This is a genomic window from Bifidobacterium amazonense (genome assembly GCF_018555435.2).
GTDB classification, from domain to species: Bacteria; Actinomycetota; Actinomycetes; order Actinomycetales; family Bifidobacteriaceae; genus Bifidobacterium; species Bifidobacterium amazonense.
Window position 1 is genome coordinate 1 of the sequence record NZ_JAFEJT020000036.1, and the last position, 15,181, is coordinate 15,181.

The following is a 15,181-nucleotide window of genomic DNA, read 5'->3' on the forward strand; positions in this document are numbered from 1 at the left end:
TTCTCCACCAGCGAGTCGCGCGGGATCGAGATCAGCGAGCTCGGGCCGCTTTTCGGCTTGGTGAGCACGAGGATCGTGTCGGTGCGGAAGCCCTCGATGGTCGAATCGTCGGAGCCGTCCCCGCAGCCGTTGCAGCCGCAAAGCTTCGCCCCGTCCGTCCCCTCCCGCGCCGCGCGCCGTTCCTCGGGCTCCTCCGGCACGATCGGCCGGCCGCCGCGCGCCGACGCCGAATCACGTCCGCAGCAGTCCGCGACGCATCATCGCGCCGCCGGCCACGAGCGGCATGCGGCACGTGCGGGCTTCGGCTCCCCTGCGGGCGTCGCCGGCGCAACGCAGACGCGCAACGTCCCGGCGGGCGCCCGCGTCCATGCCCGGCGTCGCAGGCATCCGGCGCATATCCTGTTCGGCGTGCTCGCCACGCTGGTCGTCCTGCTTGCGCTCGCCGTGTTCGGCGCGTGGAACTGGGTGGACGGCAATCTCACGAAGGCCTCATGGCTGACGGACGCCAAGGACACGTCGGGGGCCACGAGCTGGCTGCTGCTCGGCTCGGACAGGCGCGACGGCACCGAAGGCGTGAACGGCTCCGACGATTCGACCATCGAGGGCTTCCGCACCGACACGATCCTCGTGCTCACCAAGCCGAAAAGCGGCCCGAGCTCGCTGATCTCGATCCCGCGCGACTCGCTGGTGGAGATCGACGGCCAGTACATGAAGATCAATTCGGTCGATCAGGCGTACGGCAACCAGGCCCTGGTCGGCGAGGTCGAGCAGCTGACCGGACAGAAGATCGACCATGTGGCCGAAATCCAGTTCGGCGGACTCAAGAACGTGGTCGATGCGATCGGCGGCGTGGAGCTGTGCTACGACCAGGACGTCAGCGACACGTATTCGGGCCTGGAATGGAAGTCCGGCTGCCATGAGGCGGACGGCACCACCGCGCTCGCGTTCTCCCGCATGCGCTACGCCGACCCGCAGGGCGATTTCGGGCGAGCCGCCCGGCAGAGGCAGGTCATCGCCGCGGTGATGAAGAAGGCGATGGGCGTCTCCACGCTGGCCAACCCGGCCAAGGTCGCCAAGCTGGCCTCCGCCGCGCTTGATTCGATCACCGTGGACGAGGACACGAACCCTTACACGCTGTGCGCGATGGCGCTCGCGTTCCGTGCCGCCACCGCGGACGGCGGCGTGACCGGCAGCGTCTACTGGTCCGATCCCGATTATTACGTGGACGGCGTCGGCTCGAGCGTGCTGCTCGACGATTCCGCGAACACCGAGCTGTTCAGCCAGCTGGCCTCGGGCACGCACAAGAGCGGCACCGTGGGCACATTGGCCGAATCGGCCAGCTGACGGCACCTGGGCCCAGTCGGGGCCGACGGCCCTGACACGCGCGACACGCCGGCCGCCGACCATTCGACCACAGACCCCGTTCCGGCTTGCGTCCGGTGGCCGTCCGCGGCAGACTCGGCCGTATGAACGACGGCAACGGCACCATCGACGGCACGCGACGACGCGCGGGCGGGGACACGACCCGCACGCTGTCCGTCGTCGCCGCGATCGCGCCGATCGGCGCGCAGCTGGTCATGCTGGTCGTCATGCTGATCGAACGGCGATGGACGTTCGCGATGATGATCGTCCCCGGACTGCTCGGATGCGGGGCGTCCGCGCTGCTCGCCCTGTCCCGTCTCCGCGACGGACGTCGCCGACCCGGAGACGGGGCCATGCCGGCGGCCGGCGACGGCCGGTCCCCGTCGGACGCGGACCCGTCACGGGAAGGCCCTCGCGTCGCGTTCGGCGCCATCGAATCACGGACCTGGGAGTCGCTGGCGCTGCCCCCACCGGACGAGGAACCCCTGGCGTGGCGCCATATCGTCCGCCGCTGGCTGGAACCGCCGAGCATGGAGGCAGTCATCGGCATGTCGGCCGACGGCCCGTTCCCGCTCGACCTGTCGCGTCGCGGCCCGCATGCGCTGGTGGCCGGCACGACCGGCTCGGGCAAGTCGGTGCTGCTGCAGACATGGTGCCTGTCGCTGGCCTGCCGCAACCCGCCGAGCCGGCTGCGTTTCGTCTTCCTCGATTTCAAGGGCGGGTCGGCGTTCAGCGCGCTGGCCCGCATGCCCCATGTGGCCGGCAACGTGTGCGATCTCGATCTGGCGCATGCCACGCGCGCATTGGAGGCGCTTGAAGGCGAGCTGCGCCGGCGCGAGCGGCTGGTGGCCGAACACCATGCGGCGGACGTGGACCGTCTGGCCGATCCCCCTCCGCGGCTCATGATCGTGGTCGACGAGTTCCACGCGCTGCGCAGCCAGCTGCCGGACTATGTCGGCCGTCTGGTGCGCATCGCCGCGCTCGGCCGTTCGCTGGGCATGCATCTGGTCGCGTGCACGCAGAATCCGCAGGGTCAGGTCAGCGCGGACATGAAGGCGAACATCGCGGTCAACATCTGCCTGCGCGTACGCGATCCGATGCAGTCGCGGGAGCTGCTGGGCACATCGGACGCCGCATCCATCAGCCCGTCCCTGCCCGGCGCGGCCTACTGCTCGGACGGCGAGTCGCTCGAGGCGCTGCGCTGCTGCGAGGCGCGCGACATCGACGCCGCGGTCGACGCCGTGCTGTCCGCGCAGCGGTTCTGCGCGCTGCCGCCGGCGGAGCCCCTGTTCAGCGCGCCGCTGCCGCGCCTCGCCGACGTGACGCCGATCATGGATGAGATGCGGTCAAGGGGAGGCGTCGAATCGGACGCAGTGCCGTTCGCCGTGTCCGACGACGGCGTGCGGCTGGGCACCGCGACGCTGTCGGTCATGCTCGGCAACGTCGCGGTCGTCGGCCAGCGCGGCCGCGGCAGATCGACGGTGCTGTCCGTCGTCGCCGCGATGCTGCGCGACGTGCCGTCCGTGCAGTTGCGCGTCAGCCGACGGGGCGCGCACGGCGTCGAATCGTCCATCGTGCGCGGCCCGGCGCGCGTGCTCACGGACGCCGATGCGGCCGCACGCACGCATGGCGCGGCGCCTCCCCCGCATCCGCGCATGGTCTGGCTCGCCGACGACGCCGACCCGCTGCTCGACCCGCTCGGCGACGACCCGCTGTGCGCCGAATTCCGTGCGGCGCTGCTCGACCCGGCGATCACCGTGGTCTTCACGGCGCTCACCATGCGGCACGTGCGCGTTCCGGAGCACTGCACGACGCGCATCGTCTTTCCCACCGGGGACCGGCCGACGGATCTGTCGGCCGGCATCCCGTCCGATCTGCTGGCCCGATTCACTCCCGAGGATCTGGACACGCCGGGCCGGGCCGTGTTCCTCGACAGGGGACGCGCGACGCCGATCCAGTGCCTCCGCGAGGTCCCCCGCGCGATTCCATGAGCGAAACCTCTTGAAAAGTCGATGGTTTCGTGGTTATCTGTGTAGTGGTTACAAGACATGAGTCCTGTGGAACGAGGAAGGCGATACACGATGAGCAGTGCTTTTGACTGGCGGGCCAAGGCGGCATGCCGAGACAAGGACCCGGAGCTGTTCTTCCCGGTCGGCAACACCGGCGCGGCATATCAGCAGATCGAGGAGGCCAAGGCCGTCTGCCGCACCTGCAAGGTCATCGACGCGTGCCTGAAATGCGCGTTGGACACCAATCAGGACTACGGCGTGTGGGGCGGCCTGAGCGAGGACGAACGTCGCGCGCTCAAGCGCCGTGCGATGCGCGCCCGCCGTTCTCAGGCGCTGCAGCAGATCTGATCCGGCCGATCGGGTCGGCTGCCACGGGTGTGCGCCGGTCGGCGATTCCGGCGGTCGGCGGCATAACGCCGACGCCACGCGGCATATGCGCGTTCGATACAGGAAAGCCCACGGGTTCGTTCCCGTGGGCTTTCCTGTATCCGCTACTCCTCCTGGGCCGCGCGCAGCTTCATGTCGAGCACCACGCGCGTGCCGCCCTCGCGGCGCGGCTCCCAATGCACGCTGCCGCCGAAGTCGTTGGTCACGAACGTGTTGATGATCTGCGTGCCGAGGCCGGAGCCGCTCGAACGGGCCATGCCGTTCTTCTCCTCATGGTCGAGGCCGGAACCGTCGTCCTCGACGACCACGTTGAGGTTCGCCCCGGAACGGCCCACGGAGATGACGATGTGGCCTTCCTTGCGTCCTTCGAAGCCGTGTTCGACCGCGTTGGTGATCAGCTCGGTGAGCACGAGCGACAGCGGCGTGGCGTCCTGCGCGGGCATCATGCCGAACTGGCCGACGTATTCGATGCTGATGTGCTGGTCGCGCATGGTGGCCAGGTCCACGCTCATCTTGAGCAGGTTGGAGATGACCTTGTCGAAGTCGACGATCTCGTCGGCGGTCTGGCTCAGGCCCTCGTGCACCATCGCGATGGTCTGCACGCGGCGCTGCGCCTCCTCGAGCTCCTTCTTGACCTCCTCGGACCTGGTCTTGCGCGCCTGCAGACGCAGCAGCGCGGAGACCGCCTGCAGGTTGTTCTTGACGCGGTGGTGGATCTCGGAGATCGTCGCGTCCTTGGTCTGCAGCTCCTCTTCGCGGCGGCGCAGCTCGGTCACGTCGCGGCACAGGATGATCGCGCCGGTGCGCCCGTTCGTGCCGTACAGCGGCATGGAGCGCATGGAGACCGCGGACCGGTTCGCGTTGAGTTCGGAGTCGATGGCCGCCTTGCCGCTCAGGACCAGCGGCAACGACTCGGGCAGCAGGTCGTTCTCGTGCAGCAGCTGCGTGCCGACCTCGCTCAGCAGCTTGCCCTGCATGGTCTCGAGCGAGCCGAGACGGCGGAAGCAGCTGATCGCGTTCGGCGAGGCGTAGCGGACCACGCCGTCCTCGGCGAGCACGATGAAGCCGTCGGAGACGCGCGCGATGTGCCGCTGGCTCATCACCGAATCGGTGTAGGGGAACTGGCCGCGCGGGATCATCTCGTACAGCTGCTTGCCCGCGTTGATGCTTTCGGATTCGTTGCGGCCGTTGGATTCGCGCGTGGCCATGTTGGTCTCGCGCACCACCAGGCCGAGCGTCTTGCCGTTGTGGCGCACCGGCGCGTACACGTTGCACACGGTGGACTTGCCGACGTTGCGCAGCACGGTGGAGCGGAACACCACCTCGGAGCTCATGGCCGCGTCGAGCTCGCCGATCATGTCCTCGGGGGCGAGGTCGCCGACCACGTCCTCGGTGCGCAGCGTGGAGACGGTGGACGGACGGCACTGCCCGGCCACCACGTAGTGGCCGTTGCCGTCCTGCACGATAAGCAGCAGGTCGGCGAAGCTCAGGTCTGCGATGACCTGCCAGTCGCCCACCAGATGGTGGAGCCATTCGCGGTCCTCCGCGTCGAAATCGGGTCGTGTAGCGAGTACTTGTGTGAAATCTGCCATGTCCTCCATCATACGCAACCATGCGCGCCGGCAGGACGCACGGCCCGCGCCCGTCACGGCATGTCGAGCGGGCATGGACACGGCCTTGACAAACACAGTGGTTACGTTATCGTAGGTTACGGTAGCGTAAGTTACTGGCGTACGGCGACGCCGATATCGGACTCGCATGTCCGTACATGTCGATGGGAGGAACGATGGCAGTCTCCGAAGAGGAGGTCGCACGCAAACGCGCGGCCATAACGGCGGCGCGCGACGCCGCGACCAAGGCGCGTGAGGCGGCATTGCAGGCCAAGGCCGACGCGGTGCGCGTCAAGGCGCAGGCCAAGGCCGAACGCATCCGCCGGCATGGCGAGGAGAAGGCGCTCGCGGTCATCGCCAAGGCGGAGACGCGCGCGGCCCGGCTCGAGGGCATCTCCCCCGCCGAAGTCGAACGCAAGATCCGCCTCGACGTGCACGGACGGCCCAAGCCGCTGCTCAGGGGCTGGATCCACGCGGTCGCCACGCCACTCGCGCTCGCCGCGGGCATCGTGCTCATCTGCCTCGCGCAGGGAGCCGGTCTCAAATGGGCGTGCGCCGTGTTCATGACATGCTCCCTGGTGCTGTTCGGCAATTCGGCCGCCTACCATCTGGGCGACTGGTCGCCGCGCGTCACCGATGTGCTGCGCCGCATCGACCACATGAACATCTTCCTGCTCATCGCCGGCACGTACACGCCCGTCTCGTTCGCGCTCGCACCGCACTGGCGCGACGCGATCATCGCCGGCATGTGGATCTGCACGCTGGTCGCGCTCGTCATCCACGTGATCTGTATCGGCGCGCCCCGATGGCTGTACGTGATCGTCTACATCATCTTCGGCGTGTCCGGAGTCGCGTTCATGAGCCTGTTCTGGACCTCGCCGTACGCGGGTCCGACCGTCGTGATCCTGCTGGCGGCCGGCGGCGCGTGCTACATCGCCGGCGCGATCGTCTACGGGCTGCGCAAGCCCGACCCATGGCCGCGCGTGTTCGGCTTCCACGAGATCTTCCACACCGGCACCGTCGCCGGATATGCCTGTCATATGGTCGCGATCTACATGGTGATCGTCAGCCTGTGGCATTGACGCCGCGTGCGGGCCGTTCGAGTGGACGGCCATACGGACGGCCCGCACGACGCGCGACGGATGCCATCAGATGCCGGCACACGATGTGACCGGGCGCAACATACGAGGAAGGGGGTTCTTCCACGGGAACAAACCGTGGGAGAACCCCCTTCCTCGTATGCAAGACGCGCAAAACGTCCGTGAGCAGGATGCGTGCGTCAGCCGTCACTCGACCGGCTTGGCCTCCTTGATGGTCACGCTGATCGTGCGGCCGTTGGGGGCCTGGTAGCTGACCGTGTCGCCTTGCTTGGCGCCCATGATGGCCTTGCCGATCGGCGAGTCCTCGCTGAGCACGTCGTACTTGGTGACGGACGCCATGTCGCGCGCGCCGAGCACGTACGTCATCTCGTTGCCGGCCAGTTCGATGGTCACCAGCGAGCCGTTGCCGACGGTGCCGGCCTTCGGGGCCTCGACGATGACCGCGTTGCGCAGCTTGACGATGAGCTCGTTGATGCGGCCCTCGTTCTTGCTCTGCTCCTCGCGGGCGGCCTGGTAGCCGCCGTTCTCGGACAGGTCGCCCTCGGCGCGGGCGGCGGCGATGCGCTTGGTGATCTCGTCGCGGTACTGGCCCTCGCGGTAGGCGAGTTCGTCCTTCAGCTTGTCATACGCGTCCTGCGTGAGCGGGACGGCCTTTTCTTCACCCATGATGTCCTCCCTTGGTTGGGTCTGTTGAGTCAGTGTACGAAAAAAGCGCCGACTTGCGCCGGCGCGTCCGCTTGCTGGACGGGAATCCCCGTGGCTCAGCGGGTCGAGATGATGTCGATGACGAACACGAGCGTGTCGCCGCCGCCGATGCCGGCCTGCGGGACGCCGCGCGAACCGTAGCCGTACTCCGGCGGGATGGAGACGACCAGACGGGAGCCGACGTTGTGGCCCGGCACGGTCTGATCCCAGCCCTTGATGACCTGGCCGACGCCGATGCCGAAGCTGGCCGGCTGGTGACGGGCGAAGCTCGAATCGAACGGATCGCTCTTGCCCCACACGACGCCGTGGTAGTTGACGGTCACGGTGTCGCCGCGGCGCACGATCGGGCCGTCGCCTTCGACGAGCTCGACGACCTTGAGGCCGGCGGGAGCGTCGCCCTCGAACTCGATGGTCGGCGTGGCGCCGAATTCGGCGTTGACCTTGGGCATGTTCGATGCCATGTGTTCCTCCTTGTCGATACGCACGCGATGTCGTCGCGCACAATGTGCCTTAGGATACCCGTCCGCGCCGCACCGCGCAAGCGTTCCGCCGGGCGACGCGACCGGCATGCGACCGGCGCGGACGTACGCGGTCAGGACAGTGCCGACATGGTCATGGCGAACACGACGCCGCCCAGCGCGGCGATCGCGAGCGCGACGACGCCGGTCCCGATCACCGCGGCGCGGCGGCTGGCCAGACGCGGCGCGAGGATCGCACCGAAGAAGAACGAGGCGAAGCCCGCGGCCGCGCAGTTGACCCCGATGCCAAGCTGCGCGCCGGCGGCGAGCGCCGTGCCGCCGACCGGTACGACGATCGAGTCGATGACGGCCGGGTAGACGGCGTAGCCCCATGCGGCGAATCCGATGAGTCCGGCGAGCGCGTAGACGAACGGCAGGAGCTTAGGCAGGCTGTGGCGTGCGGTGAGCGATTCGACGACCCACAGCAGGATGAAGCCGACCGTGCAGGTGAACGCGACGGCGAACAGCGAGGCGACGAGGAACCATGGCAGGATGTTGAACGCGTCGCCGGACATCGTCACGTAGATGGGCGCGCTGACCAGTTCGCACACGCACATCGCGGCGGCGATCACGACCGCCTGCACGAGCATCGTGGGCAGTCCGTCCTCAGTCTCGCGGCTCACATCCAACCAACCGGCCATAGCGTCATCTCTCCCCCGGCCGCATCCGGCCGTTCGCGAACAAATTCGCGGGCCAGTCTATCGGCATGAGGAAAACCGAATGTTTCGGACGATGATGCGGACGGCGTCCGACGACGCGCGAACATGCCGATAATGCTGAACATGCCGATAGCAAGGTGCCTCCAGTGGGACTCGAACCCACAAGCCGAAGCGATCGATTTTAAGTCGACTGCGTATACCATTTCGCCATGGAGGCGTCGGCCGCGAACGGCCAACCGTTATATTGTACGCCATGCGCGCGGGAGAAGCCGCACGGCACACGGGCCCCGGCAACCGCCGATGATCTCGGCCCGTCGCCGATTCACCGCCGGCTCCCCGCGCATGGCGTATGGATCACGCCAAGGCACCCGATCCGTCCGACGCGGCCACGGCGTCTCCGCCGGACGGCTGCAGCGAGCTGGTCTCGCCTCGGATGAACGCGAGCACGGCGGGCAGATCCTGCGGCTGGACGAGCACCTGGCGCGCCTTGGAGCCTTCGGAGGGCCCCACCACGCCACGCGATTCGAGCAGGTCCATGAGACGGCCGGCCTTGGCGAAGCCGACGCGCAGCTTGCGCTGCAGCATGGACGTGGATCCGAACTGCGTGGTGACGACCAGTTCGGCGGCCTGCAGCAGCACGTCCATGTCGTCGCCGATCTCCTCGTCCGGCTCGGCGGCCGACTTCTCCGCCTCCTTGGCCATCTGTTCGATGTCCTCGCGATAGCTGGGCTTGCGTTGTGTGCGTACGAATTCGACGGCCTTGCGGATCTCCGATTCGCTCACCCACGAGCCCTGCACGCGCAGCGGCTTGGCGAGGCCCATCGGCAGGAACAGCGCGTCGCCCTGGCCGATGAGCGCCTCGGCGCCGGTGGTGTCGAGGATGACGCGCGAGTCGGTGGCCGACGAGGTCGCGAAGGCGAGACGGGACGGGATGTTCGCCTTGATCAGGCCGGTGACCACGTCGACGGACGGGCGCTGCGTGGCGAGCACGAGGTGCACGCCGGCGGCTCGCGCGAGCTGCGTGATGCGCTGGATGGAGCTTTCCACGTCGTTCTTGGCGACCATCATGAGGTCGGCCATCTCGTCGACGACCACGAGGATGTACGGGTAGGGGGCCACCTTGCGCTGCGAGCCGGCGGGCGCGTGCACCTTGCCCTCGCGCACGGCCTTGTTGAAGTCCTTGATGTGGCGGAAGCCGAAGAATTCAAGGTCGGAGTAGCGCGCGTCCATCTCCTTGACGACCCATTCGAGCGCCTGCGCGGCCTTCTTCGGATCGGTGATGATCGGCGTGAGCAGGTGCGGGATGCCCGCGTACGCGGACAGCTCCACGCGCTTGGGGTCGACCATGATCATGCGCACCTGTTCGGGGGTTGCGCGCATGATGATCGACGTGAGCATCGAGTTGATGAAGCTGGACTTGCCGGAGCCGGTCGCGCCGGCGACGAGCAGGTGCGGCATCTTGGTCAGGTCGGCGGTCACGAAGTGGCCTTCGACGTCCTTGCCGACGCCGGTGAGCATCGGCGCGGGGTCGTTGACGGCCTTGTCGGAGCGCAATACGTCGCCCAGATGCACGATTTCGCGGTCGACGTTCGGGATCTCGATGCCGATGGCGGACTTGCCGGGGATCGGCGAGAGGATGCGCACGTCGGAGCTGGCCACCGCATACGCGATGTTCTTCTGCAGGTTGGTGACCTTCTCGACCTTGACGCCGGGGCCGAGCTCGACCTCGTACTGGGTGACGGACGGTCCGCGCAGGAAGCCGACGACCTTCGCGTCGACATTGAACTGCTGGAACGTGTTCGTCAGCGCGGCGATGACGTGGTCGTTGGCCGGCGTGCGCGCGGCGTGCGGCTGGCCCTTGGTCAGGATCGCGAGGCTGGGCAGCTGGTACGGCAGGTTCTGGTCGGCCGGCGCGGCGGACGCGTCCGTGGCCGGCTCCCCGCCATCTCCCGCATTCGCCGATGCGGCGACGTTCGACGCGGACGCGACGGCGGGCGCGGCGGAGCCCATCGCCGGCGAGACGGACGAGGACGGCACGGACGCGCCGACGTGCTGAGGCGCGACGGCCGTGGCGTCGTCGAGCAGTTCGCCGGTGCGCGGATCGACATGCGTCTCGTCCGCCGCGCCGACCACCGGATTCGCCGTGCCGGACGGCATGACGGTGGTTCCGTCCACGCCGATGCCGGCCCACGGGTCCGGCGCCGGACCGGACGCGCCGAATGTTCCTGCCACACCGGTCACGGAACGGGGTGCGGCGGATGGCACGGCATGCGGCAGCCCGCCGGATACCGGCGCGGATCCGCCGAATCCTCCGGTCGACGAGACCGTGCGCGGATGCGCCGCACCGGAACCGTTGTCCAGATGCGTCTCCGCGGCCTGACCGTGGCGTTCGGCGGCATGGTCGAACGCCTCGTCACCGGCGTAGCGGTCGAGGGAACGGTCCTCGCCGCCACGATGCCTGCGCGAGAACAGTCGCGAAAGGAACCCGCCGATCGAGGAACGTCCGCTGTCCGCATCCGTCTCCTCGTCGCTGCCGTCGTGCGCGGGCACGCCGTCGGCGAACGCGAGCGTGCCGTCGCCGACACGCACCTCGTTCGGGAACTGCGGGCGATCGTCGTCATCGGACTTCTTCTTGCCGCCGGCCGCACCGCCCGCGTCGTCGAGCAGATGCAGACGTTCGGCGAGTGCGCGGGCGTTGCCCGGCAGGTCGGTCACATGCGTGCGCGTGATGAGCAACAGCGAGAACAGCGCGACGACGACGAACACGACGATCGCGAACGCATTCGACAGTCCCCACGCCAGCGGCGAGCCGAGCGCGAAGCCGAGCAGGCCGCCGGCCCGCTGCAGAACGGCGATGTCGAAGCCGGGGGTGTCGGCGGCGACGGCCACGTCGATGATCGAACAGACCGCCCACAGCAGCAGCACCCAGCCGGTCACCACGCGCGGATTATCGGATCCCTTGCCGGAGTTGCGCATCAGACGTACGGCCACGATCGCGAGCAGCACGGGCACGATGACGCTCATCACGCCGAACAGGCCGGCCGCGATCGCGTGCAGGAACCGGCCGAGCACGCCGTTGACGCGGAACCATTCGGACGCGCAGAAGCAGATGGCGAGCACGAGCATCAGGAAGCACAGGCCGTCGCGCCGATACGCGGGATCGAACTCCCCCACGCCGGACACCGATCGGACCGCCGCGCCGAGGCCACGGGGAACGGCCAGCAGGATCGTCTTCCAGACCGGCTCGTCGGCCGTGTCCGCGCCGGCGGTTTTCGATTGCTTCTTCTCAGATGATGATGTACGTGCCATAGCGGTTCACGATTCTACCCAAACCACGTCATTTCGCGCCCGGGTTGCCGGCATCCGCACGGATTATCCGCTAGGATGGCCCTATGACTCCAGCTGAACGTGCGAGCGCAGTCGCATTTGCACTGAAGAACTGCGCGTTGGAAGCGATGAGGCCGGGCGACGCGACGATGCGGGCGCTGGCCGGATACGAGCGCGGCGACATCGACGTGTCCGCGCTGATCGATACGGCGGACGCCGAAACGTCGGGGCTTACCGCGGCGCGTCTTGCCGACGGCAGTCTCGACGACCATGCTGCCGATCATGCGAGCGGCATCGTGGCGCGCACCGTGCTGCTGGTGGAGCGCGGCTGGCGCGCGGAAGGCGATCTGAACGAGCTTGAGGCGATTCACCGCGGCCTGTTTGAGGGCGTGTTCGCCGACGCGGGCCGTCTGCGTACGTCGAACACGACGCGCGAGGTCACGTCGGACCGTGCGATCGCGCGCAATCCGGAGACGTTCTTCCCGGCGGCGCTGATCGAGACGGGCGCGCTCAACATCGCGACCGAACTGGCCGACAAGCGCAATCTGGTCGCGTTGGACCGAGACGTGTTCGTGCGCGAGCTGGCGCACGTGTACGACGAGCTCGGCTATCTGCACCCGTTCAAGGGCGGCAACGCGATGACGCTGCGCATCTTCGCCTCGCGTCTCGCGCATGACGCGGGATGGGATCTTGACTGGGGCCCGGTGACGCGCGACGCATACAAGGCGGCCAAGCATGCGGCCTACCGGGGTGATACGAGCGGGTTCGAGCGGCTGTTCGACGCGATCGTGCGCCCGGCGAATCCGACGCGCACGTTCCTGATCGCCGGCTGGGAGCAGGGTCCGGCGCACTGAGCTGCAGCGCGTATCCACGTATATCCACGAGTGATCCCGTATGAATGAAGGTCCCGCATGAATGAAGGTCCCGCTCTCCTATTGCAGGAGCGGGACCTTCATTCATGCGATGTCGCCCAGATGATGCTGCGTGTATTCGTCGGCATGCGCGTCGATCGCGTCGTAGTCGCCGGCGTCCGCGTGCGCGATGATCGCGAGCGCGTTGTCGAGCAGCTTCGGGTTGAGCGCCTGCAGCCAGTGGATGCGCGGATCGCGGCCGAACCAGCCCATCTGCTTGCGGGCGAGCCGCTTGGTCTTCTGCGCGATGTCCATGAACGTGTCGTCGAGATCGGCGAGCCCGTCGAGATAGTCGACGACCTGCTGGTAGCCGAGCGCGCGGCTGGCGGTGACGCCGAGCCTCGGCCTCAGCCGTTCCACCTCTTCGATGAACCCGCCGTCGAGCATCCGCTTGGTGCGGATGTCGATGCGCCGGTCGAGCTCCTCACGCGGCAGGTCGAGGCCGATCTGCACGGTGGGGATCACGTAGCGGTAGTGCGGCAGGCTCGCCGAATACGGCCGTCCGGTCACTTCGATGACCTCGAGCGCGCGGATGGTGCGGCGGGGGTTGTGCGGGTCCATGCGCGCGGCCGCGGCCGGATCCTTGGCCTTGAGTTCGGCGAACAGCGCGCCAGCCCCTTCGGTCTTCTCGCGTTCCTCGAGCCGCGCCCGCACGTCCGGGTCGGTGCCGGGGAAGGAGATGTCGTCGATGGCGGCGCGCGCGTACAGGCCGGAGCCGCCGACCATGATCGGCCGGATGCCGCGCGATTGCAGGTCGTGGATGCACTCGCGCGCCAGCTGCTGGAACCGGGCGACCGACATCGCGTCGTCGGGCTCGATGACGTCGATGAGATGGTGCGTCACGGCCGCCTGCTCCTCGGCCGTGGCCTTGGCGGTGCCGATGTCCATGCCGCGGTACATCTGATAGGCGTCGGCGTTCACGATCTCGGCCTTCTGTCCGCGCGCCTCGAGCGCCTTCGCGATGGCGATGCCGAGCCCCGTCTTGCCCGACGCGGTGGGCCCGACGATCGACACGACGCGCGGCGTGACGGCCGGCTGCTCCGTACGCCCGGCCTGCTCAGTGGCGCACATGATAAGTCTGCCCCTTGCTCGGATCCGGATCGGCGATGAGATTGTGCTTGGCGGCGTGCGTGACGGTCGCCGTGACGAAGTCGCCGACCTCGGGCATCGGCTCGCCTTCCGGCACGCCGATATGCGTGAGCACGCCGGTGCGTTCGCGGCCGGTCACGCGGTGCGTGGCCGCGTCCTTCTTGCCGGCCACGCCGGTGATCATCACCTCGACGTCGCGTCCTTCGAACGCGGCGAGGTTTTCGGCCGTGATCCGCTCCTGCAGTTCGACGAGCCGGTCGAAACGCTCCTGAACGACCTCGTGCGGCACCTGTTCCATCGCGGCGGCCGGCGTGCCGGGGCGCGGCGAGTATTCGAACGTGAACGCGGACGAGAACCGGGCCTCGCGCACCACGCGCATCGTCTCCTCGAAATCCTCGTCGGTCTCGCCGGGGAAGCCGACGATGATGTCGGTGGAGATCTGCGCGTCCGGCATGGCCGTGCGAATCCTGCCGAGAATATCGAGGAACTTCGCGGAACGGTACGAGCGTCGCATCGCGCGCAGGATGCGGTCGGAGCCGGACTGCAGCGGGAAGTGCAGCTGGTGCATGACGTTCGGCGTCTCGGCCATCGCGGCGATCACGTCGTCGGTGAACGCGGCCGGATGCGGCGATGTGAAGCGCACACGCTCCAATCCGTCGATTTCGCCGCACGCGCGCAGCAGCTTGCTGAACGCGTACCGGTCGCCGATGCCGTAGCCGAACGAGTTCACGTTCTGACCGAGCAGCGTGACCTCCTTCGCGCCATTGTCGACGCACTGCCGGATCTCGGCGAGGATGTCGCCGGGGCGGCGGTCGTGCTCCTTGCCGCGCGTGGTCGGCACGATGCAGAACGTGCACGTGTTGTTGCAGCCGATCGAGATCGACACCCAGCTCGAGACGCGCGAGGCGCGCGCGGTCGGCAGCTGGCTCGGGAAATAGTCGAGCTTGTCGACCACGTCGACCTGCGCCTCGCCGGCGATGCGCGCCTGGTCGAGCAGACGCGGCAGGGAGCCGATGTTCTTCGTGCCGAACACGGCGTCCACCCACGGGGCCTTCTTGGCGATCTTCTGCCTGTCGAGCTGGGCCATGCAGCCGCCGACCGCGATCTGCAGGTTCGGCCGTTCGCGCTTCATCCGCGCCCACAGGCCGATCGTGCCGTACATGCGTTCGGCCGCGTTCTCGCGCACCGCGCACGTGTTCATGACGATCAGGTCGATGTCCTTGTCGATCACCTGCTCCTCACTGGCGGGCACGTAGCCGTCGGCCTCGAGCACGCCGGCGATGCGTTCGGAATCATGCACGTTCATCTGGCATCCGAGCGTGTGCACGTAGTACACGCCCTTGCCGCGGGACACCGCGTCGCCGACGCCGGCGGCCGTCTCGTACCGTTTCGAGGCGCGCTCCGCCTCGGTCATCATGTCTTCGTTCATAGCAGTCCATCGTAACGATTGGGCCGGCCAGCGTCCCCGCCGGCGCGTGCGTCGCATCGGCGAGACATCATACCC

The 15,181-nt window shown here is 68.0% G+C and carries 12 protein-coding genes, 1 tRNA gene and 1 pseudogene; 5 read left to right on the forward strand and 9 right to left on the reverse strand.

From position 1 onward, the window contains the following. Positions 1 to 98, reverse strand: a pseudogene (locus JS533_RS08780) (LCP family protein); the annotation flags it as partial. Here JS533_RS08780 and JS533_RS08785 point away from each other — a divergent pair. The 3 genes from JS533_RS08785 to JS533_RS08795 all read left to right on the forward strand — a co-directional run bounded on the left by JS533_RS08785 (position 76) and on the right by JS533_RS08795 (position 3,719). Continuing rightward, positions 76 to 1,344 carry an LCP family protein gene (locus tag JS533_RS08785; protein WP_241514045.1) on the forward strand — a complete coding sequence of 423 codons (1,269 nt, stop codon included), beginning with the start codon at positions 76 to 78 and terminating at the stop codon, positions 1,342 to 1,344. The pseudogene JS533_RS08780 and the gene JS533_RS08785 sit on opposite strands and share 23 nt — an antisense overlap. A gap of 122 nt (positions 1,345 to 1,466) precedes the next feature. Then, positions 1,467 to 3,353, forward strand: a complete 1,887-nt coding sequence (locus JS533_RS08790) for an FtsK/SpoIIIE domain-containing protein (RefSeq protein ID WP_338024179.1) — start codon at positions 1,467 to 1,469, stop codon at positions 3,351 to 3,353. Positions 3,354 to 3,443: 90 nt separating this feature from the next. Next, the gene (locus tag JS533_RS08795; RefSeq protein ID WP_033494792.1) at positions 3,444 to 3,719 is read left to right on the forward strand and encodes a WhiB family transcriptional regulator; all 276 of its coding nucleotides are present in this window, start codon (positions 3,444 to 3,446) and stop codon (positions 3,717 to 3,719) included. Between the two features lie 143 nt (positions 3,720 to 3,862). On the opposite strand, the gene JS533_RS08800 is transcribed toward JS533_RS08795, so the two are convergent. Beyond that, the gene (locus JS533_RS08800) at positions 3,863 to 5,350 is read right to left on the reverse strand and encodes a sensor histidine kinase (RefSeq protein ID WP_241514046.1); all 1,488 of its coding nucleotides are present in this window, start codon (positions 5,348 to 5,350) and stop codon (positions 3,863 to 3,865) included. A gap of 194 nt (positions 5,351 to 5,544) precedes the next feature. Between JS533_RS08800 and trhA the strand changes: the two genes are divergently transcribed. Next, positions 5,545 to 6,450, forward strand: coding sequence for a PAQR family membrane homeostasis protein TrhA (gene trhA, locus JS533_RS08805; protein WP_241514047.1), 906 nt, complete (start codon positions 5,545 to 5,547; stop codon positions 6,448 to 6,450). A 204-nt stretch (positions 6,451 to 6,654) separates the two neighbouring features. Here trhA and JS533_RS08810 read toward each other — a convergent pair whose 3' ends face one another. The 5 genes from JS533_RS08810 to JS533_RS08830 form a co-directional block, all read right to left on the reverse strand. Then, positions 6,655 to 7,134, reverse strand: a complete 480-nt coding sequence (locus JS533_RS08810; RefSeq protein WP_033494795.1) for a GreA/GreB family elongation factor — start codon at positions 7,132 to 7,134, stop codon at positions 6,655 to 6,657. Between the two features lie 95 nt (positions 7,135 to 7,229). Further along, complete coding sequence (locus tag JS533_RS08815; protein ID WP_241514048.1) at positions 7,230 to 7,634, reverse strand: FKBP-type peptidyl-prolyl cis-trans isomerase; 405 nt, start codon at positions 7,632 to 7,634, stop codon at positions 7,230 to 7,232. A gap of 131 nt (positions 7,635 to 7,765) precedes the next feature. Further along, positions 7,766 to 8,314 carry a 4-hydroxybenzoate polyprenyltransferase gene (locus JS533_RS08820; RefSeq protein WP_241514049.1) on the reverse strand — a complete coding sequence of 183 codons (549 nt, stop codon included), beginning with the start codon at positions 8,312 to 8,314 and terminating at the stop codon, positions 7,766 to 7,768. Positions 8,315 to 8,488: 174 nt separating this feature from the next. Next, positions 8,489 to 8,567, reverse strand: a tRNA-Leu gene (locus tag JS533_RS08825). A 137-nt stretch (positions 8,568 to 8,704) separates the two neighbouring features. Further along, the gene (locus JS533_RS08830; protein WP_241514050.1) at positions 8,705 to 11,659 is read right to left on the reverse strand and encodes an FtsK/SpoIIIE family DNA translocase; all 2,955 of its coding nucleotides are present in this window, start codon (positions 11,657 to 11,659) and stop codon (positions 8,705 to 8,707) included. Between the two features lie 83 nt (positions 11,660 to 11,742). On the opposite strand from JS533_RS08830, the gene JS533_RS08835 reads away from it, so the two are divergent. Further along, on the forward strand, positions 11,743 to 12,531 hold the full coding sequence (locus JS533_RS08835) for a Fic/DOC family protein (protein WP_241514051.1): 789 nt from the start codon (positions 11,743 to 11,745) through the stop codon (positions 12,529 to 12,531). A 102-nt stretch (positions 12,532 to 12,633) separates the two neighbouring features. Here the strand turns inward: JS533_RS08835 and miaA are convergent, their stop codons facing one another. After that, positions 12,634 to 13,659 (reverse strand): tRNA (adenosine(37)-N6)-dimethylallyltransferase MiaA, encoded by a 1,026-nt coding sequence (gene miaA, locus JS533_RS08840; protein WP_241514052.1) that lies wholly within the window; start codon positions 13,657 to 13,659, stop codon positions 12,634 to 12,636. Then, complete coding sequence (gene miaB / locus JS533_RS08845) at positions 13,646 to 15,106, reverse strand: tRNA (N6-isopentenyl adenosine(37)-C2)-methylthiotransferase MiaB (RefSeq protein WP_241514053.1); 1,461 nt, start codon at positions 15,104 to 15,106, stop codon at positions 13,646 to 13,648. The genes miaA and miaB overlap by 14 nt, the downstream gene beginning before the upstream one ends. Positions 15,107 to 15,181: the final 75 nt, after the last annotated feature.

What these genes read in the sequence shown, in the direction of transcription:
- JS533_RS08790 (WP_338024179.1), top strand. Translation starts at nt 1,467, where the DNA reads ATGAACGACGGCAACGGCACCATCGACGGCACGCGACGACGCGCGGGC.
- JS533_RS08795 (WP_033494792.1), top strand. Translation starts at nt 3,444, where the DNA reads ATGAGCAGTGCTTTTGACTGGCGGGCCAAGGCGGCATGCCGAGACAAG.
- JS533_RS08800 (WP_241514046.1), bottom strand. Translation starts at nt 5,350, where the DNA reads ATGGCAGATTTCACACAAGTACTCGCTACACGACCCGATTTCGACGCG.
- trhA (WP_241514047.1), top strand. Translation starts at nt 5,545, where the DNA reads ATGGCAGTCTCCGAAGAGGAGGTCGCACGCAAACGCGCGGCCATAACG.
- JS533_RS08810 (WP_033494795.1), bottom strand. Translation starts at nt 7,134, where the DNA reads ATGGGTGAAGAAAAGGCCGTCCCGCTCACGCAGGACGCGTATGACAAG.
- JS533_RS08815 (WP_241514048.1), bottom strand. Translation starts at nt 7,634, where the DNA reads ATGGCATCGAACATGCCCAAGGTCAACGCCGAATTCGGCGCCACGCCG.
- JS533_RS08830 (WP_241514050.1), bottom strand. Translation starts at nt 11,659, where the DNA reads ATGGCACGTACATCATCATCTGAGAAGAAGCAATCGAAAACCGCCGGC.
- JS533_RS08835 (WP_241514051.1), top strand. Translation starts at nt 11,743, where the DNA reads ATGACTCCAGCTGAACGTGCGAGCGCAGTCGCATTTGCACTGAAGAAC.
- miaA (WP_241514052.1), bottom strand. Translation starts at nt 13,659, where the DNA reads ATGTGCGCCACTGAGCAGGCCGGGCGTACGGAGCAGCCGGCCGTCACG.
- miaB (WP_241514053.1), bottom strand. Translation starts at nt 15,106, where the DNA reads ATGAACGAAGACATGATGACCGAGGCGGAGCGCGCCTCGAAACGGTAC.